The organism is Cytobacillus sp. FSL R5-0569 (genome assembly GCF_038007265.1).
GTDB classification, from domain to species: domain Bacteria; phylum Bacillota; class Bacilli; order Bacillales; family Cytobacillaceae; genus Cytobacillus; species Cytobacillus kochii.
In genome coordinates this window covers 519396-537811 of the sequence record NZ_JBBOWW010000001.1, presented here as the reverse complement: position 1 = coordinate 537811, position 18416 = coordinate 519396, and the positions used below count along the sequence as shown (strand labels likewise).

The 18416-nt window shown below is 38.6% G+C and carries 13 protein-coding genes, 1 rRNA gene and 2 riboswitches; of the genes, 1 reads left to right on the top strand and 13 read right to left on the bottom strand.

Translation table 11 applies throughout. The features are described from left to right. Positions 1–76: 76 nt before the first annotated feature. The 7 genes from MKX78_RS02850 to MKX78_RS02820 all read right to left on the bottom strand — a co-directional run bounded on the left by MKX78_RS02850 (position 77) and on the right by MKX78_RS02820 (position 10661). A 16S ribosomal RNA gene (locus MKX78_RS02850) occupies positions 77–1625 on the bottom strand. Between the two features lie 487 nt (positions 1626–2112). Continuing rightward, a complete protein-coding gene (locus tag MKX78_RS02845) occupies positions 2113–3438 on the bottom strand; it encodes an NCS2 family permease (protein WP_307319143.1) in 1326 nt (441 codons plus the stop codon). A gap of 128 nt (positions 3439–3566) precedes the next feature. Further along, a riboswitch (purine riboswitch) is annotated at positions 3567–3670 on the bottom strand. Positions 3671–3835: 165 nt separating this feature from the next. Continuing rightward, positions 3836–4348, bottom strand: coding sequence for a GNAT family N-acetyltransferase (locus MKX78_RS02840; protein WP_307319146.1), 513 nt, complete (start codon positions 4346–4348; stop codon positions 3836–3838). Positions 4349–4420: 72 nt separating this feature from the next. After that, positions 4421–5941: a glutamine-hydrolyzing GMP synthase gene (gene guaA, locus MKX78_RS02835; protein WP_412728639.1), complete on the bottom strand. Its 1521-nt coding sequence runs from the start codon at positions 5939–5941 to the stop codon at positions 4421–4423. 208 nt (positions 5942–6149) lie between these two features. Next, a riboswitch (purine riboswitch) is annotated at positions 6150–6251 on the bottom strand. 69 nt (positions 6252–6320) lie between these two features. Beyond that, positions 6321–8513 (bottom strand): transglutaminase TgpA family protein, encoded by a 2193-nt coding sequence (locus tag MKX78_RS02830; RefSeq protein WP_341049689.1) that lies wholly within the window; start codon positions 8511–8513, stop codon positions 6321–6323. After that, positions 8510–9706: a DUF58 domain-containing protein gene (locus MKX78_RS02825; protein ID WP_340977692.1), complete on the bottom strand. Its 1197-nt coding sequence runs from the start codon at positions 9704–9706 to the stop codon at positions 8510–8512. Before MKX78_RS02825 ends, MKX78_RS02830 begins: the two co-directional genes overlap by 4 nt. 1 nt (position 9707) lies before the next feature. Next, positions 9708–10661: an AAA family ATPase gene (locus MKX78_RS02820; RefSeq protein ID WP_224939194.1), complete on the bottom strand. Its 954-nt coding sequence runs from the start codon at positions 10659–10661 to the stop codon at positions 9708–9710. 338 nt (positions 10662–10999) lie between these two features. On the opposite strand from MKX78_RS02820, the gene MKX78_RS02815 reads away from it, so the two are divergent. Continuing rightward, on the top strand, positions 11000–11989 hold the full coding sequence (locus MKX78_RS02815; RefSeq protein WP_307319157.1) for a choloylglycine hydrolase family protein: 990 nt from the start codon (positions 11000–11002) through the stop codon (positions 11987–11989). A gap of 42 nt (positions 11990–12031) precedes the next feature. Here the strand turns inward: MKX78_RS02815 and MKX78_RS02810 are convergent, their stop codons facing one another. The 6 genes from MKX78_RS02810 to MKX78_RS02785 all read right to left on the bottom strand — a co-directional run bounded on the left by MKX78_RS02810 (position 12032) and on the right by MKX78_RS02785 (position 18414). Further along, entirely contained in the window at positions 12032–13735 is a 1704-nt protein-coding gene (locus MKX78_RS02810; protein ID WP_341049688.1) for a transglutaminase domain-containing protein, read from the bottom strand. Positions 13736–14147: 412 nt separating this feature from the next. Beyond that, positions 14148–14594 (bottom strand): PaaI family thioesterase, encoded by a 447-nt coding sequence (locus MKX78_RS02805; protein ID WP_341049685.1) that lies wholly within the window; start codon positions 14592–14594, stop codon positions 14148–14150. Positions 14595–15123: 529 nt separating this feature from the next. Further along, positions 15124–16497 (bottom strand): VWA domain-containing protein, encoded by a 1374-nt coding sequence (locus MKX78_RS02800; protein WP_341049682.1) that lies wholly within the window; start codon positions 16495–16497, stop codon positions 15124–15126. Between the two features lie 156 nt (positions 16498–16653). Then, positions 16654–16860 (bottom strand): hypothetical protein, encoded by a 207-nt coding sequence (locus tag MKX78_RS02795; protein ID WP_341049680.1) that lies wholly within the window; start codon positions 16858–16860, stop codon positions 16654–16656. Then, the gene (locus tag MKX78_RS02790; RefSeq protein WP_341049678.1) at positions 16860–17549 is read right to left on the bottom strand and encodes a hypothetical protein; all 690 of its coding nucleotides are present in this window, start codon (positions 17547–17549) and stop codon (positions 16860–16862) included. The genes MKX78_RS02795 and MKX78_RS02790 overlap by 1 nt, the downstream gene beginning before the upstream one ends. A 13-nt stretch (positions 17550–17562) precedes the next feature. After that, positions 17563–18414, bottom strand: coding sequence for a hypothetical protein (locus MKX78_RS02785; protein ID WP_341049676.1), 852 nt, complete (start codon positions 18412–18414; stop codon positions 17563–17565). Between the last annotated feature and the right edge of the window lie 2 nt (positions 18415–18416).

Below are 18416 nucleotides of genomic sequence, written 5' to 3'. Positions count from 1 at the left end.
CACCTTATTTTGAGAGATTATACTCTCAAAACTGAACGAACAGTCTAACATCAAGTTAATTCCGTATATTCCTTAGAAAGGAGGTGATCCAGCCGCACCTTCCGATACGGCTACCTTGTTACGACTTCACCCCAATCATCTGTCCCACCTTAGGCGGCTGGCTCCAAAAGGTTACCCCACCGACTTCGGGTGTTACAAACTCTCGTGGTGTGACGGGCGGTGTGTACAAGGCCCGGGAACGTATTCACCGCGGCATGCTGATCCGCGATTACTAGCGATTCCGGCTTCATGTAGGCGAGTTGCAGCCTACAATCCGAACTGAGAATGGTTTTATGGGATTGGCTAAACCTCGCGGTCTTGCAGCCCTTTGTACCATCCATTGTAGCACGTGTGTAGCCCAGGTCATAAGGGGCATGATGATTTGACGTCATCCCCACCTTCCTCCGGTTTGTCACCGGCAGTCACCTTAGAGTGCCCAACTAAATGCTGGCAACTAAGATCAAGGGTTGCGCTCGTTGCGGGACTTAACCCAACATCTCACGACACGAGCTGACGACAACCATGCACCACCTGTCACTCTGTCCCCCGAAGGGGAAAGTCCTATCTCTAGGATTGTCAGAGGATGTCAAGACCTGGTAAGGTTCTTCGCGTTGCTTCGAATTAAACCACATGCTCCACCGCTTGTGCGGGCCCCCGTCAATTCCTTTGAGTTTCAACCTTGCGGTCGTACTCCCCAGGCGGAGTGCTTAATGCGTTTGCTGCAGCACTAAAGGGCGGAAACCCTCTAACACTTAGCACTCATCGTTTACGGCGTGGACTACCAGGGTATCTAATCCTGTTTGCTCCCCACGCTTTCGCGCCTCAGCGTCAGTTACAGACCAGAAAGTCGCCTTCGCCACTGGTGTTCCTCCAAATCTCTACGCATTTCACCGCTACACTTGGAATTCCACTTTCCTCTTCTGCACTCAAGTTCCCCAGTTTCCAATGACCCTCCACGGTTGAGCCGTGGGCTTTCACATCAGACTTAAGGAACCGCCTGCGCGCGCTTTACGCCCAATAATTCCGGACAACGCTTGCCACCTACGTATTACCGCGGCTGCTGGCACGTAGTTAGCCGTGGCTTTCTGGTTAGGTACCGTCAAGGTACCGGCAGTTACTCCGATACTTGTTCTTCCCTAACAACAGAGTTTTACGATCCGAAAACCTTCATCACTCACGCGGCGTTGCTCCGTCAGACTTTCGTCCATTGCGGAAGATTCCCTACTGCTGCCTCCCGTAGGAGTCTGGGCCGTGTCTCAGTCCCAGTGTGGCCGATCACCCTCTCAGGTCGGCTACGCATCGTCGCCTTGGTGAGCCGTTACCTCACCAACTAGCTAATGCGCCGCGGGCCCATCTGTAAGTGATAGCAGAACCATCTTTCAATCTAATTATATGTATAAATAGATATTATCCGGTATTAGCCCCGGTTTCCCGGAGTTATCCCAGTCTTACAGGCAGGTTGCCCACGTGTTACTCACCCGTCCGCCGCTAATCTTTGGGAGCAAGCTCCCTCAGATTCGCTCGACTTGCATGTATTAGGCACGCCGCCAGCGTTCGTCCTGAGCCAGGATCAAACTCTCCAATAAAGTGTTTGATTAGCTCGTTTGCACCTATGGTGCTTTGTTGCTGATAAATCAGCTTTTTTTAGAATTACGCTTGACGTTTTACGTTCGTTCAGTTTTCAAAGAACAATCTCATTCGCTTCAGAAGCGACTTTATTAATATAACATTCTCGCAATCTATTGTCAACAACTTTTTAAAGTTCTTTTTTCGAAAGTAATCTTCGAAAGCGTTATCAACGACTGCTTTATAATAATATCACCCTCATCGACATACGTCAACAAAAAATATTATTTTTCTTAATAAAATTATATATATTATACATTCCCTTTTAATAGTTTACTAAACCTGTAATGAAACACAAAATTAAAACACGACTTTCATCCTGCAATAAGGACTAACGATACTCACCTTTCCTTAATATGCACACAACAAACATATTTATATAGAAGAAAGTAATCTTTCACACCAAAAAGAGCACCCTACTAGAGGATGCTCTTTACTTCCACTCAATTAATGGAAAATCAAATACGCAAGGAAGACTAGGAAGAAGAAATACATAATTGGATGAATCTCTTTTCCTTTTCCTTTAAGAAGCATTGTAATTGGGTAGAAGATAAATCCTACTGCAATACCTGTTGCAATACTATAAGAAAGTGGCATTGTCACCATTGTAAAGAATGAAGGTACTGCGATTTCGAATCGTTTCCAGTCAATTTGACCAAGAGACGATACCATCAAGATACCAACAACAATTAAAGCTGGCGCCGTGACTGCGGATGTAACCACTTCTAGTAACGGGAAGAAGAATAACGATAATAAGAAACAAATCGCTGTAATGATGGCTGCAAAACCAGTCCTTGCACCTGCGGCAACACCAGCAGACGATTCAACAAAAGAAGTAACTGTTGAAGTTCCGAAAATAGAACCTGTCATAGATGCAGTTGCATCAGCAAATAACGCCTTACCTGCACGTGGTAACTTATTATTTTTCACAAATCCCGCTTGGTTAGCTACTGCCATTAATGTTCCTGCGTTATCAAAGAAATCAACAAACAAGAAAGTTAAAATAACACCTAACATCGCAGTTGTATAGAATGATGGATCACCAAATGCTGAGAATAATGATCCGAATGTTGGTGCTACACTCGGTACTGCGTCCACAACTTTTTCAGGTGTTTGAATTAATCCAAAAATCATACCGACAATCATTGTAATAACCATTCCGAAGAAAATACCAGCTTTTACGCCTCTTGTCATTAAAATAATTGTTACAATGATTCCAAATACAGCAAGTAATGTATTTGGTTCAGATAAATCTCCTAGAGCTACTAAAGTTGCATCATTATTTACGATAATTCCTGCAGATTGTAAGCCGATAAAGGTAATAAATAAACCAATACCTGCACCTACAGCAATTTTCAATTCAAATGGAATTGCGTTGATTAATTTTTCACGCAAACCTGTTAAAGTTAAAATTAAGAAAAATACACTGGAAATAAATACGGCTGCTAACGCGTGTTGCCAAGGCATACCATTCACTAAGATAACTGTATAAGCAAAAAACGCATTCAACCCTAAACCCGGAGCAAGACCAATAGGATACTTGGCTATGAGTCCCATAATCAAGGAACCGATGGCTGCTGAAATAGCTGTTGCAACGAATACTGCACCATAATCCATTCTCATATGATCTGGTAGATCAGGTACATCGGCTAACGTTAATGTAAGTGGATTGACTGCTAATATATAAGCCATAGCTAAGAATGTTGTAATCCCGCCAATAATCTCACGGCGAAAATTGGTGCCGAGTTCGTCGAATTGGAAGTACTTTTTCATTTTTAATTTTCCCCCTAAAGTTGGCATTAAAAAAACTTCGGAAAGTAACCGAAGTCTTGACAACAGGGATGGTATAAGTAACATGGAATGTAAAAAATAAGATTAGTATAATATCTAAAGCACATTCCTTTGTTACGCACACACATCAAGTAGTCAAGTCATTTACGGTAACTTGGTAGAAACTTTTGGGCCATATTCCCAACATTATACGAAGATGTTTTTAATATTTAATTCTCTATTATATTAGCAATTAAAAAAGTCCTAGTCAATATAAAAAACGAACATTTCTCAGTCCGTTTTTTACCATTGTTCGGAATTAGGTTTATTTTCCACTTTATATACGTAATTTCATTTGGTTTAACTATAAACCAACTAGATTTATGAAGCAATACTTCTTTTATTTAAGCAATATTTGGTAGGCAAATCGATTACCATTTGGAACATCTAGCTCCACATCCCCAATATAGGAAAAACCAGCTTTCTGAATAACCTTTTGCATGACTTCATTTTCGGGATGGGTGTCAATGCGAATATCACGAAATCCATTGAGCCTTGCAGCGGTAATTAAATGTTGAAGCAATATCGTCGAATAACCCTTTCCTTGTATCTCTGGGTCAATCGCTACTCGATGAATCGAAGCATACGGCGTTTCTGCTTTCTCCCAATTCACTAATTGCTCATACGGTTCTTCTGGCGCAGTTAAGATCGTGCCAGTACCGACTTTTCGTTCATCCGCCATCAACACGTAGGCTTCCTTATTCGAAATATCCTGTGTAATGATTTCTCGATTGGGTCCATCTCCATCCTGCCATTGTGGAATACCTCTTTTAACAATCGTTTCCCTTGCTCGGTCAATAATGGACATGATTTCATCCAACTCTTCTAATTGTGCCTGTTTTAAATATAACACCTAACACCCTCCCAAAAAGAATACTTATTAAAAAACCTTAGAATCCAAACTAGGATTCTAAGGTGTATTGTTTTATTCCCACTCAATCGTTGCTGGTGGCTTAGAAGTAATATCATACACTACGCGGTTGATATGGTCCACTTCATTAACGATTCTTGTTGAGATAACTTCAAGCACATCCCAAGGAATACGTGCCCAATCAGATGTCATTCCATCAATTGAAGTAACGGCGCGGATACCAATTGTGTAATCATACGTACGCGCATCACCCATTACACCTACGCTACGAATGTCAGGTAGGACAGTGAAATATTGCCACACATCTCTTTCAAGACCAGCATTTTTGATTTCTTCACGAAGGATCGCGTCTGATTCACGGACAATTTCAAGTTTTTCTTCAGAGATTGCACCAAGAACACGGATACCTAAACCAGGACCTGGGAATGGTTGTCTCCAAACGATATCATCTGGAATACCTAATTCTGTTCCAAGTGCGCGTACTTCATCTTTAAATAAAGTATTAAGCGGCTCAATTAATTGGAATTGCATATCTTCAGGTAGTCCACCTACATTGTGGTGAGATTTGATTGTTTGCGCTGTTGCAGTACCACTTTCGATAATATCTGTATAAAGTGTACCTTGTGCTAAATAATCAATACCTTCTAATTTATGTGCTTCATCATCAAATACGTAAATGAATTCATTACCAATAATTTTACGTTTTTTCTCAGGATCACTGACACCTTCAAGTTTGCTTAAGAAACGCTCCTTAGCATCTACTTTAATGACATTCATATTGAAGCCTTCAGAGAAAGTTTTCATAACGCCTTCTGCTTCATCTTTACGCAATAAACCGTGATCAACAAAAATACATGTTAATTGGTCACCAATCGCTTTATGAATAAGAACAGCAACAACAGAAGAATCTACTCCGCCACTAAGTGCACAAAGGACTTTCTTATCTCCAACTGTTTGGCGAATTTTTTCCAATTCGATTTCAATAAAGTTCTCCATAGACCAATCGCCTTTACAGCCACAAATACCGAAAACAAAGTTTTTCAGCATATCATTACCGTATACAGAATGACGTACTTCTGGGTGGAATTGAACTCCGTATAATCCACGTGCTTCGTCACTAATCGCTGCGACAGGACAAGAAGGGTTAGTGCCATCAATTGCAAAACCTTCTGGTGCTTCAACGACTAAGTCACCATGACTCATCCAAACCACTTGCTCTTCAGGAAGATCGGCAAATAATTTAGATTGATTTTGTAATTTTAATACAGCTTTACCGTACTCACGCTGCTTTGCACCTTCTACTTTTCCTCCGAAATGCATCGTCATTAATTGCATACCGTAGCAAATACCGAAGATTGGTAGACCTAATTCAAAAATTTCTGGATCACAACGAAAAGCATTTTCGCCGTAAACACTGTTTGGACCACCAGAGAAGATGATTCCTTTTGGATTCATTTCTTTGATTTCTTGTGCAGTAATGGTATGCGGATGTAATTCACTATAAACGCCAAACTCCCTAATTCTGCGTGTAATCAACTGATTGTACTGACTACCAAAGTCTAGTACAACGATCATTTCCTGGTCATGCAATTCTACTTTCCCCGTCACGCTGTTCACCTCGTCAACATTGATAGAATGATTCCCTCATTCTTTTATTCCACTTCATATATGAAGAGTGACTCCGAATGTATCATTTGTAGGTTATCCAACACCTACTATTTCATACAAAAAACTAGAGTTCTTCCCCCCGAAAATATAGTCAGAAGGCAGAAATCTAGCTAGGCTAAATATATTCTGCCTTCATAGTCAGACTGTTATAGGCAGTCTGGTAGAGACTCTCGGACCATATTACCAAGGATATATGAAGGTTATTCGTTAAAATTATTGATAGTCATCATGCATATGAATCCATGACTTCTCATTCAACTATTTTAACAACAGGTTATTTTAACGGTCAAGCGATTGTGGCTTTTATTAAATTTTCCCACAATTCCTTATTTCTCTTCCAAATGCCCTTTTCTTGCTTACCGCTATATAGATAAGCCTCGTAACTATCCGTTAGCTGACTCATCTGTTGATGCCCAAGCAAACGATCGACCTCTTTGGCAAAAGAATGTAAGGTTTGTCCTTGTTTCCTTTTCACCCCGAACCGTGAAAATTCATGTAATAAAACAAGGTACGCTTTCTCAAAATCCCGATCATTATTACGATGTTTGTATGTCCAAATATAGAAGTAAGGTAGCCATTTACCCCGCTTGATATACGTTAGGTAACCGATGAAAGCAAGCACAATGATTATTAAAATAATCTTTTTCCAGTGTTGTTGAACCGCTTCCTTTACCGAATCCCATAGCTCCGTCAAACTAAAAGTGCTTGACGCTGTTTCTGTTTGTTCAGTCGTTTCTGCTTCATCTGGTCTCTCTTCTCTTTCCGGTGTTTCCGTTTCCTCCGCGTTATTAGGCGTTGTTTCCTCATCTAAATCAAACTCATATTCTACAGGATTACTAAAACCTGTTGTTGGCTCAAACGGAATCCATCCAACGCCAGGAAAATAAGCCTCCACCCATGAGTGAGCATTGTTATTCGTAATGTCATAAGTACCAACAGTTAATCCATTTGCGTTGGTTCTTTCACCTTCTGTAAACCCTTTAACCCATCTAGTCGGAATACCAGCAGAACGGGCTAGCACGATCATTGCTGTTGAAAAGTTATCGCAATAACCTAACTTCGTATCAAACAAAAATTGGTCGACATAATCCTCATCTGGTCCTGGCACAGCCACATCTCTTTGTGAATAAACAAAACCCGATCGAGCAAAATAGCCTTCAATCTCACGAATTTGGTTAAACCAATTATCATGCCCTGCTACAATTTCTTCTGCCAATTCACGCACACGATCAGGGAGATCTTCTGGTAATTGCGTATACCTTTCATAAAACGCTGAATCTAAACCGTGATTATCATTATTAACTGCCGTTAATGCATTTACACTATAAGTGGGTTCATTAAAGATTACGTCATAAGTTGGCATGAGAGAATCCTCTGCATATCTAATTGAAAATTTCTCAAGCGCTTCATTCAATTCAAATGGGATGTTTTCACTTTGAAAACTTTTTATCCCTAATGGATAGACAATTTGAGGACGTGCTCTGTTCATTTGTACATTACTGACTCTTTCCTCAACAACGACATTTTCATTCTCTGAAAATGATTCCAACGGCACTTCTTCTCCTGATGCAAAAAACTCGCTACCACGATTTTCTTCTGAAAGTTCCCAGCCCTTACCTGTATAGACATCTTTGGTCTCTACTTTCCAATAATGGGGATCTTCCGTTTTCGCAACAAACACGAGAGTATCATCAGGAACAAAAGAGCCACCTAATAAAGAATCATCCTCACCATAGCCAATTTTCCGCACCCCTCCAGCTTCTTCATTTCTACTATCTTCATTAAATGAAGTGATATAAGGAACAGGATCAGGCCAAATTGGATCTGCCTTTGGTGCAGCAAAGGCAATGAGAGAACTCATGAGCACCAATCCACTTAGAGGGATCATCCATTTGCTTAGTTTCGATGTTTTCGCTTCAATATCTTCCTTCTCTAGTTGACGATAGAAGGCGAGAATCCCCATCATTAAAAATCCACAAATTACGGTTCGAATAATTGCCATTTCTGCATTATATGGTGTGAATGTATCAAGGACAGTAATATAGACCAATGTCATGAAAAAGAAAATAAAAATTTGTCTCCGTTGGATGAGCCAATATTGAATAAGGTAAGACATCAACCATAAAAGAATGAAGAATAATAAAGTCCTAAACATGTCTGTTATAGCGGTCCATTGCGCTTGTAACATCGTCAAAAAGTTATCAAATAACTCTTGAATCATCATAGGAATCGAGCCAATCAGTCCATATTGATCAAGAAAATAAATATACATTAAACTGAAGAAAATAATCGCTCCATTAATGACAAAGCGAAGGACCCAATGCCATTTTAAAAAATCCATCGCAAGGGCAATACATAGGAAAAGAAAGAACACCCACACATTCCCTGTATCCGTTAATTGCTCTAACGGCCTAATCCACTCCCAAATGAGGAGAAAACCAAAGAGATAAAGAACCAAAGTAGAAAATCTTTTCATCATCCGCTCCTCACCTCCGAGAATGCGGCAGAAAATTGACCTTCATGCACAATTTGTATACGTATTCCTCTTGAAGTAGCGGTGTCTTTTAAACGAATTTCCTCTTGTACTGCTTGCTCTTCCTTTTTTTTCACAAGAAAAATCGTCACACTTCCTTTTTGAGAATAAAAGCTCGCCTTTTCAAGCAAACGTTTGTTTAGTTTGGCAGTAACAAGCAGTAGTTGATCATTTTGTTGGGCAAGACTTTTTTCTACATCTAACACTTGTTCTAAAGGACGTTTACTATCCGCCTTCACTGTAGCTAGATGATAAAAGATTCGTTGTAGCTGCCCTTCACCACCAAGAATAGGGAACTCCACTCGATTTCTCCCCGCTGAAAGGAACCCTACCTGTGCCCCTTTTCGCAGAATTGCATATACAAGAGAAGCGGTAAAAGAAACGATTGCTTCAAAATGTACATCAGGAAAACGATCGATGAGAAGATATACATCATGCGATTTGCGTTGTTCAAATTCTTTAACCATCATTTCATTACGCTTGGCGGATGTTTTCCAGTTAATCCAAGAAAAACGATCACCTGGTTGATATTCACGGACGCCTGTAGCCATAGACGTATCTCTCTGCACCCTTTCATCTGAAGCCGTCATTCCTTGATCAAATTGGTGACTAAATGGTTGATAAACTATTTCTTCATAAGTTGGATACACAATCATGCGGTCTTCAAGTGACATGTTTACTTCACGTTCGATTAATCCAAGAGGGTCACCTATTTTCAGCCGAACATATCGGAAAACGTGCTCTCCGCGAGGGATTTCCTTAAATGATTGCGAAACAACGAGATTTTTACGAAATCCAGGAAATAACAGATATTTCTTCATCTGTAGCGAAGATGTTATATGGTCTTCGATAACAAGAAAAAATAACGGAAAAATCGTATCCATATGAATAGAAAGACGTATCGATAGTGTATCTCCTGCACTCACCTCTTGACTGGAAAGTTCTCTCTTTACATGGATACGATGCAACGGATACATTGCCAGTGCAAATGCATATAAACCAAACGGTAAAAAGCTATAAAATAAGAACCAGCTGACAAATCCTCCTTGAAACATCGCATATGAAAAAGTAATGAGTAGTAAAAGGAACAATAACATTAACTTCCATACACCCTTTACTGCGAATAACCATCGCCTCATCCTATTTCACAGCCTTTTGCACTGGTACCGGTGTAACATCGATAATCTTCTCAATCACTTGTTCTGCTTTGACCCCTTCAAATTTTGCTTCTGACTTGAGAATTAAGCGATGACTAAAGACCGCACTTGCTAAATATTGCACATCATCAGGACGGACATAATCTCTTCCATGCATAAACGCATAGCTTTGTGATGCTTTCATTAAAGCAATAGACCCCCTAGGGCTAACGCCTAAATACACATGTTTATGGTTTCTTGTTTGCTCAGCCATATGAACAATATAGCTTTTAATGGAATGATCGACATACACCTCTTTTACTTTCGCCTGCATGTCTCTCAGCTGTTCTAACTCCATTACTGGCTGTATTTCTTCTATCGGGAGTGCACTTTGAACACGACTTAATAATTCAATCTCTTCTGTTCCTTCAGGATAACCCATACGCATTTTTAACAGAAAACGGTCAAGCTGCGCTTCTGGGAGCGGGTAAGTTCCTTCATATTCAATCGGATTTTGTGTCGCCATCACAAAAAAAGGGCTACCTAATTGATGAGTCACTCCATCAATTGTTACACTCTTCTCCTCCATCCCTTCTAATAAGGCGGACTGTGTTTTAGGGGATGTCCGGTTGATTTCATCTGCTAATATAATCTGACCCATTATTGGACCCGGGCGGAATTCAAATGCCATTTCTTTCGGATTATAAATTGAAACGCCTGTCACATCCGATGGTAATAAATCAGGGGTAAATTGAATTCTTCTAAAGTTCGCACCTAGCGATTTTGCCAGCGCTCGAACCATCATCGTCTTACCAACACCAGGCACATCTTCAAGTAACACATGACCACCAGATAATAAGGCAACCAAGCTCAATTCTGCCACTTCTCTTTTACCGATCATTACTTTATCTATATTAATGAGCACTTGCTCGACAACCGGATTCATTTTATGATTCATTGACCATCCTCCTGATTTTTTAATAAAGGGCATTCTTCTCCTTACTTATACTTCTATTCGCTAAATCTTGCTAAATTCCTGTGAAATCTACCATTCTTCGCACAAATTCATCTTCTTTCTTCCTATGATTTAGGAAAAAAAAGAATAAAAATGAAGAAACATTTATAATTCTTATTTTATATGATTTAACACTTAAGATAAATCATTCAGACTCGGTTAAGTTGGCTTATAAATGGTTATATAAATGTTCATCCCTTCACAAGTTACGACTAATACAATCCCCTTCCTACATATCATATATCGTTATAAGGATATTAAAGGAAAGGAGAAGTTTATTAATGTGCACAAGCGTAGCGTTACGTACGAAGAATCGTTTGAGTTTCCTTGGTAGGAATATGGACTTTGTGGATCTTCCGGCGGATTATAACATCTATGTGTTCCCTCGAAATTATCAATGGGTAAATCGTGAGGATCAAAAAACCATTACGAACCCATATGCAATAATAGGTATGGGATTAATGGGTCAAAATCAATTCGCCATGATTGACGGCATGAATGAACAAGGTCTGATGGGTGCGGTTCTCTATTTTGAAGGATATGCTTACTATAGCACCCCAAAAAACAACGTGATCAACCTTGCTTGCTATGATGTACTCTTTTGGGCTTTATCACAATTTCAATCAATAGAAGAACTCGCCGAACATATCGCCCAGGTGAATATAGTTGGTGCAAAAATCGAGGTTCTTGACAGCATCCCCCCCATGCATTGGATTTTTAGTGACCGATCTGGTCGTTCTATCGTTGTCGAAAAAACTAAAAAGGGATTAAAGGTTCATGCAAATAAAATTGGTGTGATGACGAACAGTCCTGATTTTGAATGGCAATTAACTCACCTTGGTATCTATTCAACAGTAAGTGCAGATGATCCTGAAGAAGCCACTTGGGGTAGATATCCATTAGAAGGCGGGGATTTATTAAGCGGTACATTCGGCATACCTGGCGACTTCTCCTCCCCCTCCCGTTTCGTGAGAGCCGCATTCATGCGAAATCATATTGAGCCAGTTACTAACGAGGTTGGCGGTGTCCGGAACACATTCAAAACTTTAGAATACTGTGAGGTAGCAAAAGGAGCGGAATTAAGTGATAACCTCTCATGGTACACCATCTACACAAATGCCATGTGTGCCCAATCAGGTACCTATTACTATAATACTTACAATAATCACCAGATTAACGCAATCAATCTATTTAAACATGATCTTAACGCAAAAAAAGTAAAAAAATATCCTTTTCTTAACAAGGAATCCATCCATTTTCAACATAAATGAGCCATAAAAAAACGACATTCGCTCGGGAATGTCGTTTCTATATTAATAAGATATTCCTGTACGATAATGGGTCTCCTCAAAAGAGGCTTGTTCCGGGTCAAAATAATCTTCGTTATAGGCTGCAACAAAGGTATCATTTTCTACATAACCAGAACCCCAAGTAGGATCCATTGTTAGCCATTCACCATCCACCTTCACTTCTACCCAAGCATGGCGGCCACCGAATGCCCCCCTAGTAAAACCAGAACCAGCATTACCTTCAACAAACCTTGCTTCCATGTCACTCGCCCTCAGCAAAGCAATGGCTAAGTAGGCATAGTCTTGACAAACACCTTTTTTCGTTTCCAATGCCTTTATGGCACTGTCATCCCAATGAAAGTCATCTGTATTATACTTCTCCACATCATAAGCGATATGTTCGGCCACATATTCATAAATCGCCTTTGCTTTCTCACGGTCGCCTTCCACCCCTTGAAGCAGTTCTTCTGCTAAACTATTAATCTTCGGATGGTCGGACTGAACTCCACGAGACGGTAACAAATCCCGGCGATCTTCACCGGTATTGTCCACCTGAAATTTAGCTACGCTATAAAAGCGAAAGGTATCACTATTTTCTTTCGTAATCTCAGGTACACTAACCGTAATATCATAAGTACCTGGTCCAAATCTCAAATAAAAGGAATCGTCAAAGCGAAAATCCTGAACTGGAATCACATCTAATGCCGTATCCTCACCCTTTTTACTCGATACATAAAGGTGTGTTGTCTCACTCGCTAATTCAGCTTCAGGTTGAATCATTCCACTGATGGTATAATCTCCACTCGATTCATCTCCACTGTATGCAGGCGTTTCTAAAGTTACCCCTCGTTCATTATAAAGGCTAGAGTACTCGATTGGCTCCATCGTTTGCTGAGATGTATTATTCACCATGAGAGTCGTAGCCGTTTGATAATAATTCTCTCGGTCACCATCCGGTACCATGACTTCCACTTTATGCAAGCCTTCTCCATAAAAGAGGGGCACCTCATAATCGAATTGGTGCTCTTGATTAACGGCGAGTACATGATTCCAATTATCCGTTCCCTTCGACACACGAAGCATTACTGTATCTTCCTCATCCAATCCTTCTGCCACACCTTTTAATGGGAAAACTTCTTCTGCTTCAAAGAAGCTTGTATCCAACCCTAACGAAAGTTCTACTTCTTGACCATATGGTGTATACGTCACATCTCTCTTCACATCCGGATTCACATTATGAACAGTAAACCGTGCTGTATCATAATAATAATTCTCCCGCTCATCATCGGGTAATTGTACCTTTATATGATACGTACCTTCGCCATTAAAAAACTGAATATCCTGCTTGATTTGACCCTCTTTTATAGGCGCATAATATTCATGCTCTCTTCCGGCAACCCCGTCTTCCTCTGCCGTCACACTAATCCAAGCATAACCAGACTTCAATCCTCGATAATCCTCAATGCTCCCCTCAATCGTAACCGTACCATTCGCCGCAAACTCCCGGTACTCCGGCGTATCAAACGTTGCACCAATTTCATCACTATACGTCGTTAATGTCAAAGGCTCTAGCTCTAACTCCTTATTCTTTTCTTCCACTAACTGTTCATACGGATCAACCTGCTTTTTCACTTCTTCGCTACTCACGGCTCCCTTATCATTACAGCCAATCAGCAACATACCTGCCATCACAAGTAATATAGGAAACAACGAAACTCGTTTTAACATGTTAACCTCCTTACGAACCCTAATTATCAAACATATCATTACAAAAATCAGTTCAATCATACTTACGATACAAAAGGTAAAAAGTTTCTCTATCCAATTACCCCTTTTTTCACACTTTTACCACTATATGAATAACAATAAAAGATTTTCCTTTGCTTTACAAAAGGAGAAAGGAGTAAATGATTGAATGATTAATTTCTTCATTACTCCTTTTTTGAAATATTCTATTTGGCTTATCCCGATTAGGGTTTATTTCTGATTGAGAGAGTTTGTTATATATTTGCACAATATACTTGGCAACACATGTATAAAAGCATTTTCCTGAGAAACATAATGAAAAATGATTTTAGAACCTGATTCAGAACAATAAAAATAGGTCGGAGATGTAACAATAGCTAAAATATAGAAGCATTTATTTATTTTTATCTACATGTGCTACCTTCCCCTTTATGATCATACAAGTACTCGTTAAGTGGGCAACCAAACCGCCCTTCTCGTCGTATATATGACACTCTAACAACCCTGTGGTAGAACCTTTTTTTATTAATTTTCCATCAGCTATTAATCTACTATGAAAAACTGGCTTAAGAAAGTTTAACTTGATCTCTACTGTAGAAAACAATTCATCATCATCTAATGTTGTAGCAAAAGCATACCCCATTGCCGCATCTGCAATATCACATAAGATGCCACCGTGAAGGGTTCCCATGGGATTATGTAGCTTTTTTGTAGCTTCTAATTCAATTAATACTCTTCCTAATTCAACTTCTTTAACTTGAAATCCAATAATTTGAGATGCAGGTGATCCAGGGATTTTTCCATCTGCCATCTTTTTTAACTCTTCCAGTTTAGTAGACATAGTTACTACCTCTCTTTAATATTTATAGTATTTTAAAATTGGGCCAAATATTTTTGAACCTAATTTAAACTCAAACAATCTGTATCTTTTTGCTTAACTTATTTTCCCTTATGGTTGTACTTTTTTAACGATTTACCACTCTTCTTCTTTGTATTTGCATTCACTATATGCCTTGACATCCCTTTAGTAGGGAAAGATGATAAAGAGCAAAAACTCTGGACACGATATAGCTTTGGTTGATTTTAAACGGGGTAATTTTGATTTATAGAGAAAATCTTGGAAGAAAACCTCATCGTTTTATTTTCTAATAAAACAAAGGGAAGAAATTCTGTTTTTTTGTAAAAACGAAAGCCTACATTAACCCATTTTTAAAATTAACGTTATTTAACTTTGTATATTTTCTATGTGTTTTAGATTCCATATTAATCACTTGTTATACTTCCTTCAACTAACAATTGGTTTCAAAATCTTCATTCCAACCTTCACCATTTTAATTAAATTATAGACGAAACCTTAGTTACTGCTCTTTTCAATTTTGCACATTTTCATCATATAACTTATCGATTTCATCTAACGTTTTATCTAAATTCTCTTCTGATAATTCCATTAAAATTGTTGAAAGTTCTTCTATAGACTCATTATGTTTGTCGTAATATTCATCTACATTCGCAACCATTTTTTTTGCTTGTTCATTAGATATTTTATCATCATACTGCAAACTGTATACGGATTGTGTAGTTATATTCCTTTCTTTTCGCAAATTATTTTTCCAATCATTTTCCATTGCAATCATATCTATCACTTCATTGCTTTTCTTAACAATCGCATCTAGCGTTTCGCTGCTTTGCCAGCTAATCCACTTCAGAGATTCATTTACTGTTTTATTCAACTCATTGTTAAGTTGATTTTGGTTGTTCACATTTACATAGCTACCATCCGCTGCCTTGGCGATGTCTTTCAGTTGCTGCTCATCTTTACCGGCTAAATCAAACCCAATGACATTAACCACTGGTGAAATTCCCGAAACTTTTAATTCCTTCGCAGCTGCCACCGGATCGCCATCACATGTTTCAATCCCGTCACTGACAATATAGACAACGTTTTTATGCTCTTCACCAGAGTATTTTGATAGGTCCTTCTTCGCTTCCTTAATAGACTGAGCTAAAGGGGTCCATCCTGCTGGTTGAAAGGAATCAAGGGCAGAGGACAGTTCAGACTCGTTATATGTTTGTGACTCATATACTAATTCAATAGCGGCACAGGACATTTTCTTATCTGCATCTGAACCAGACCCTTCATGGCCATACACTCTTAAACTTAAGTTCACATCTTCTGGTAACGTTGAGGCAAACTCCTCAATTGATTCTTTAGCTAGGTCCATCCTTGTTTTAGACCCCATATAATTCGCCATACTTCCACTGGCGTCCAATACAATTTCTACATTATATTGTTCCTTAGAGGCTAATTCTTCGGCCTTCTCGGGCTTATTTAAACTACTTTCCTCAATGGAGACCTTTGGATCTTCATAAGGCATCTTAAATACAGAGTACAAGTAGTTCGTCAAATTCTGTAGTTCCTTATCACTTGCATCCTCTGGTAATGCAGGTATTTCATTTAAAACTTCCTCTACACTTCCATTTCCTAAATTAGTATCCTCAGAGCCTAATACACCAATTGGGAATTGGACAATTTCTTCTAGATTTTCCGGCCGCTCTCTCGCGACTAATTCTTCATCGACTACTTCTTCTACTGGATCGGTTCCTTCCTCCGCTTTTTGTTGTTCCTCTACTACTTCCTCTTTCTTTTGATCTTCTTCCTTTTGATTGCTTTCTTCTTTTTCTGCTGAACAGGCGCCCAAGAGCAGAAGAAGAACCAAGAGGTAAAGCGTGGATCGTTTTTTCATTATGGAATCCTCCAAATTTAAATAGTTAGATACAGCATTCGGTTGATTTTTTGAGATTCCTGACTCATCTATCCTTACGAATACCGCTGTTAATAGTTTCATTCTGTCATTTTCTTCGCAAAAAAGGCCATATCTCTTTAGACATAGCCTTTATTTCTATACGCTTTCTGATTCTTGCTTTCTGATTGTGTTTAAGTGATTTTTACGCATAAACGGCAAAGCAATGGCCACTACTGCTGCGGCAAGCGGAAAACGATCACCTGATAATAACCATTCAAAAAGTGAAATGGGTACAAAAAGGATGTAAACAAATAGCATAATAAATAAATAGATTCTTCTCCATTTACGTTCTTTCTTTGACATTATATCCCTCCTTGTTCTGATTCTCGCCAACTATTAAAAATATTCGTCAATATGATGACTTGAAGTGGTAATAAAAACATAAGTAGTACAATTTTCAAAGCTAATGTGGTGAAATACACATCAGTATACAAGGATAATAAATATATCATCATATTTTCGAATACCAATTGAATCATACTTAATAGAACAATAACGAAGATTGCTTTGAAAAAATGGGCTTTAATGAATCCAACTGATTTTTTCAAAGCGGTTCTTAATTTTCCATTCTCCGCTAAGAAAAAAGGAACAAAATAAAATAATACAAGGACAACTAGACCTGGAATCACGTATAATAAGCCACCGATAAAAATGCATATAGAGTACAAGCAAGCAAACAAATAAATAGGTAATGCTTTTTCTATCGCGAACGAAATCGCTTGCTTGAGGGGATGATCAGCATCCTCACTCTCTAAAAGCGTATACTTAATGAATGGCAACTGAGCAATCGTAAGAAAAACAATCATGAAAATCCCATTAGCCACATCCCCAATCAAACCGGGATATTCAGCAAACCTTGTCTCGGCATAAATATAATTAACAATTATCGCATGCAAAAATAACAAGGGGACATATGTCAAAACTGACAACAACATTAACTTTAAAAAGTCTTGTATATATAAAGAGAAGGAGCTTGATAGAATACTTTTCATAGAGTCCTCCTGGTTATTTTGGGTTTCTTAAGACGGGGACTATTTTGTTTTCGAAATCCCTTTTACCTATGTCTTCTCTGTTTTTTGATAAAGACTGCTTTATATTTCTTTCATCTATTTGTAGCTTATTTCCTCTCTCGTCTAATTCGAATGTAGCAATCGATTTCCTTAATATATCATTTGTTTTTAACCAGTCATTTAAAAGTGCTTGCAATGTTTTTTTATCTTTCTTTGAAGAAAAGATAGTTTCATTAGACATTACTTTTTTTAACTCTTCATAATCCCTTTCTAATGAAATTTCATTTTTAGCTATGGTATACATCATCGCACTATATTTCCCATATTCATCTTCAAAACTGTCCATAAATGGGATATCAAAATAACCGATATTTCTTGTTACTTCTCTTTGCATATAGCCTAAATTGTAAATAATTTCTTTTATTCTCTTAGGTCGTTCAATTACTTTTTCATTATGTTCTACAATTCTATTAATCACTTGTACCATATGAGGATATTCAGACAATAATTTTTCTTGATTATCTAATAATATACGGTTCATTTCCTTATAGGTTAGGGGTTCTTTCTTTGCTTGAATGGCCATCCCTCTACCAGCATTGTTCGCCATCGTATTAAAAAGCAACAAATAATAAGCAGGTAGTTTTGCTTCTTCTAAGGACAATACTTCCCCGGCTTTATCCATAATTAGATAACCACTAACTTTATTATTTAATTTTGCATAATCCACTATAAAATAATGTTGACCTTTATAAAAGAAAGCAAATTTCCACATATCCCATTTCTCAAATAGCCTTTTGTGCCTTTTTATATTCTTTATTTGTTCAGGTGTTGGATTAACATTTATCATAC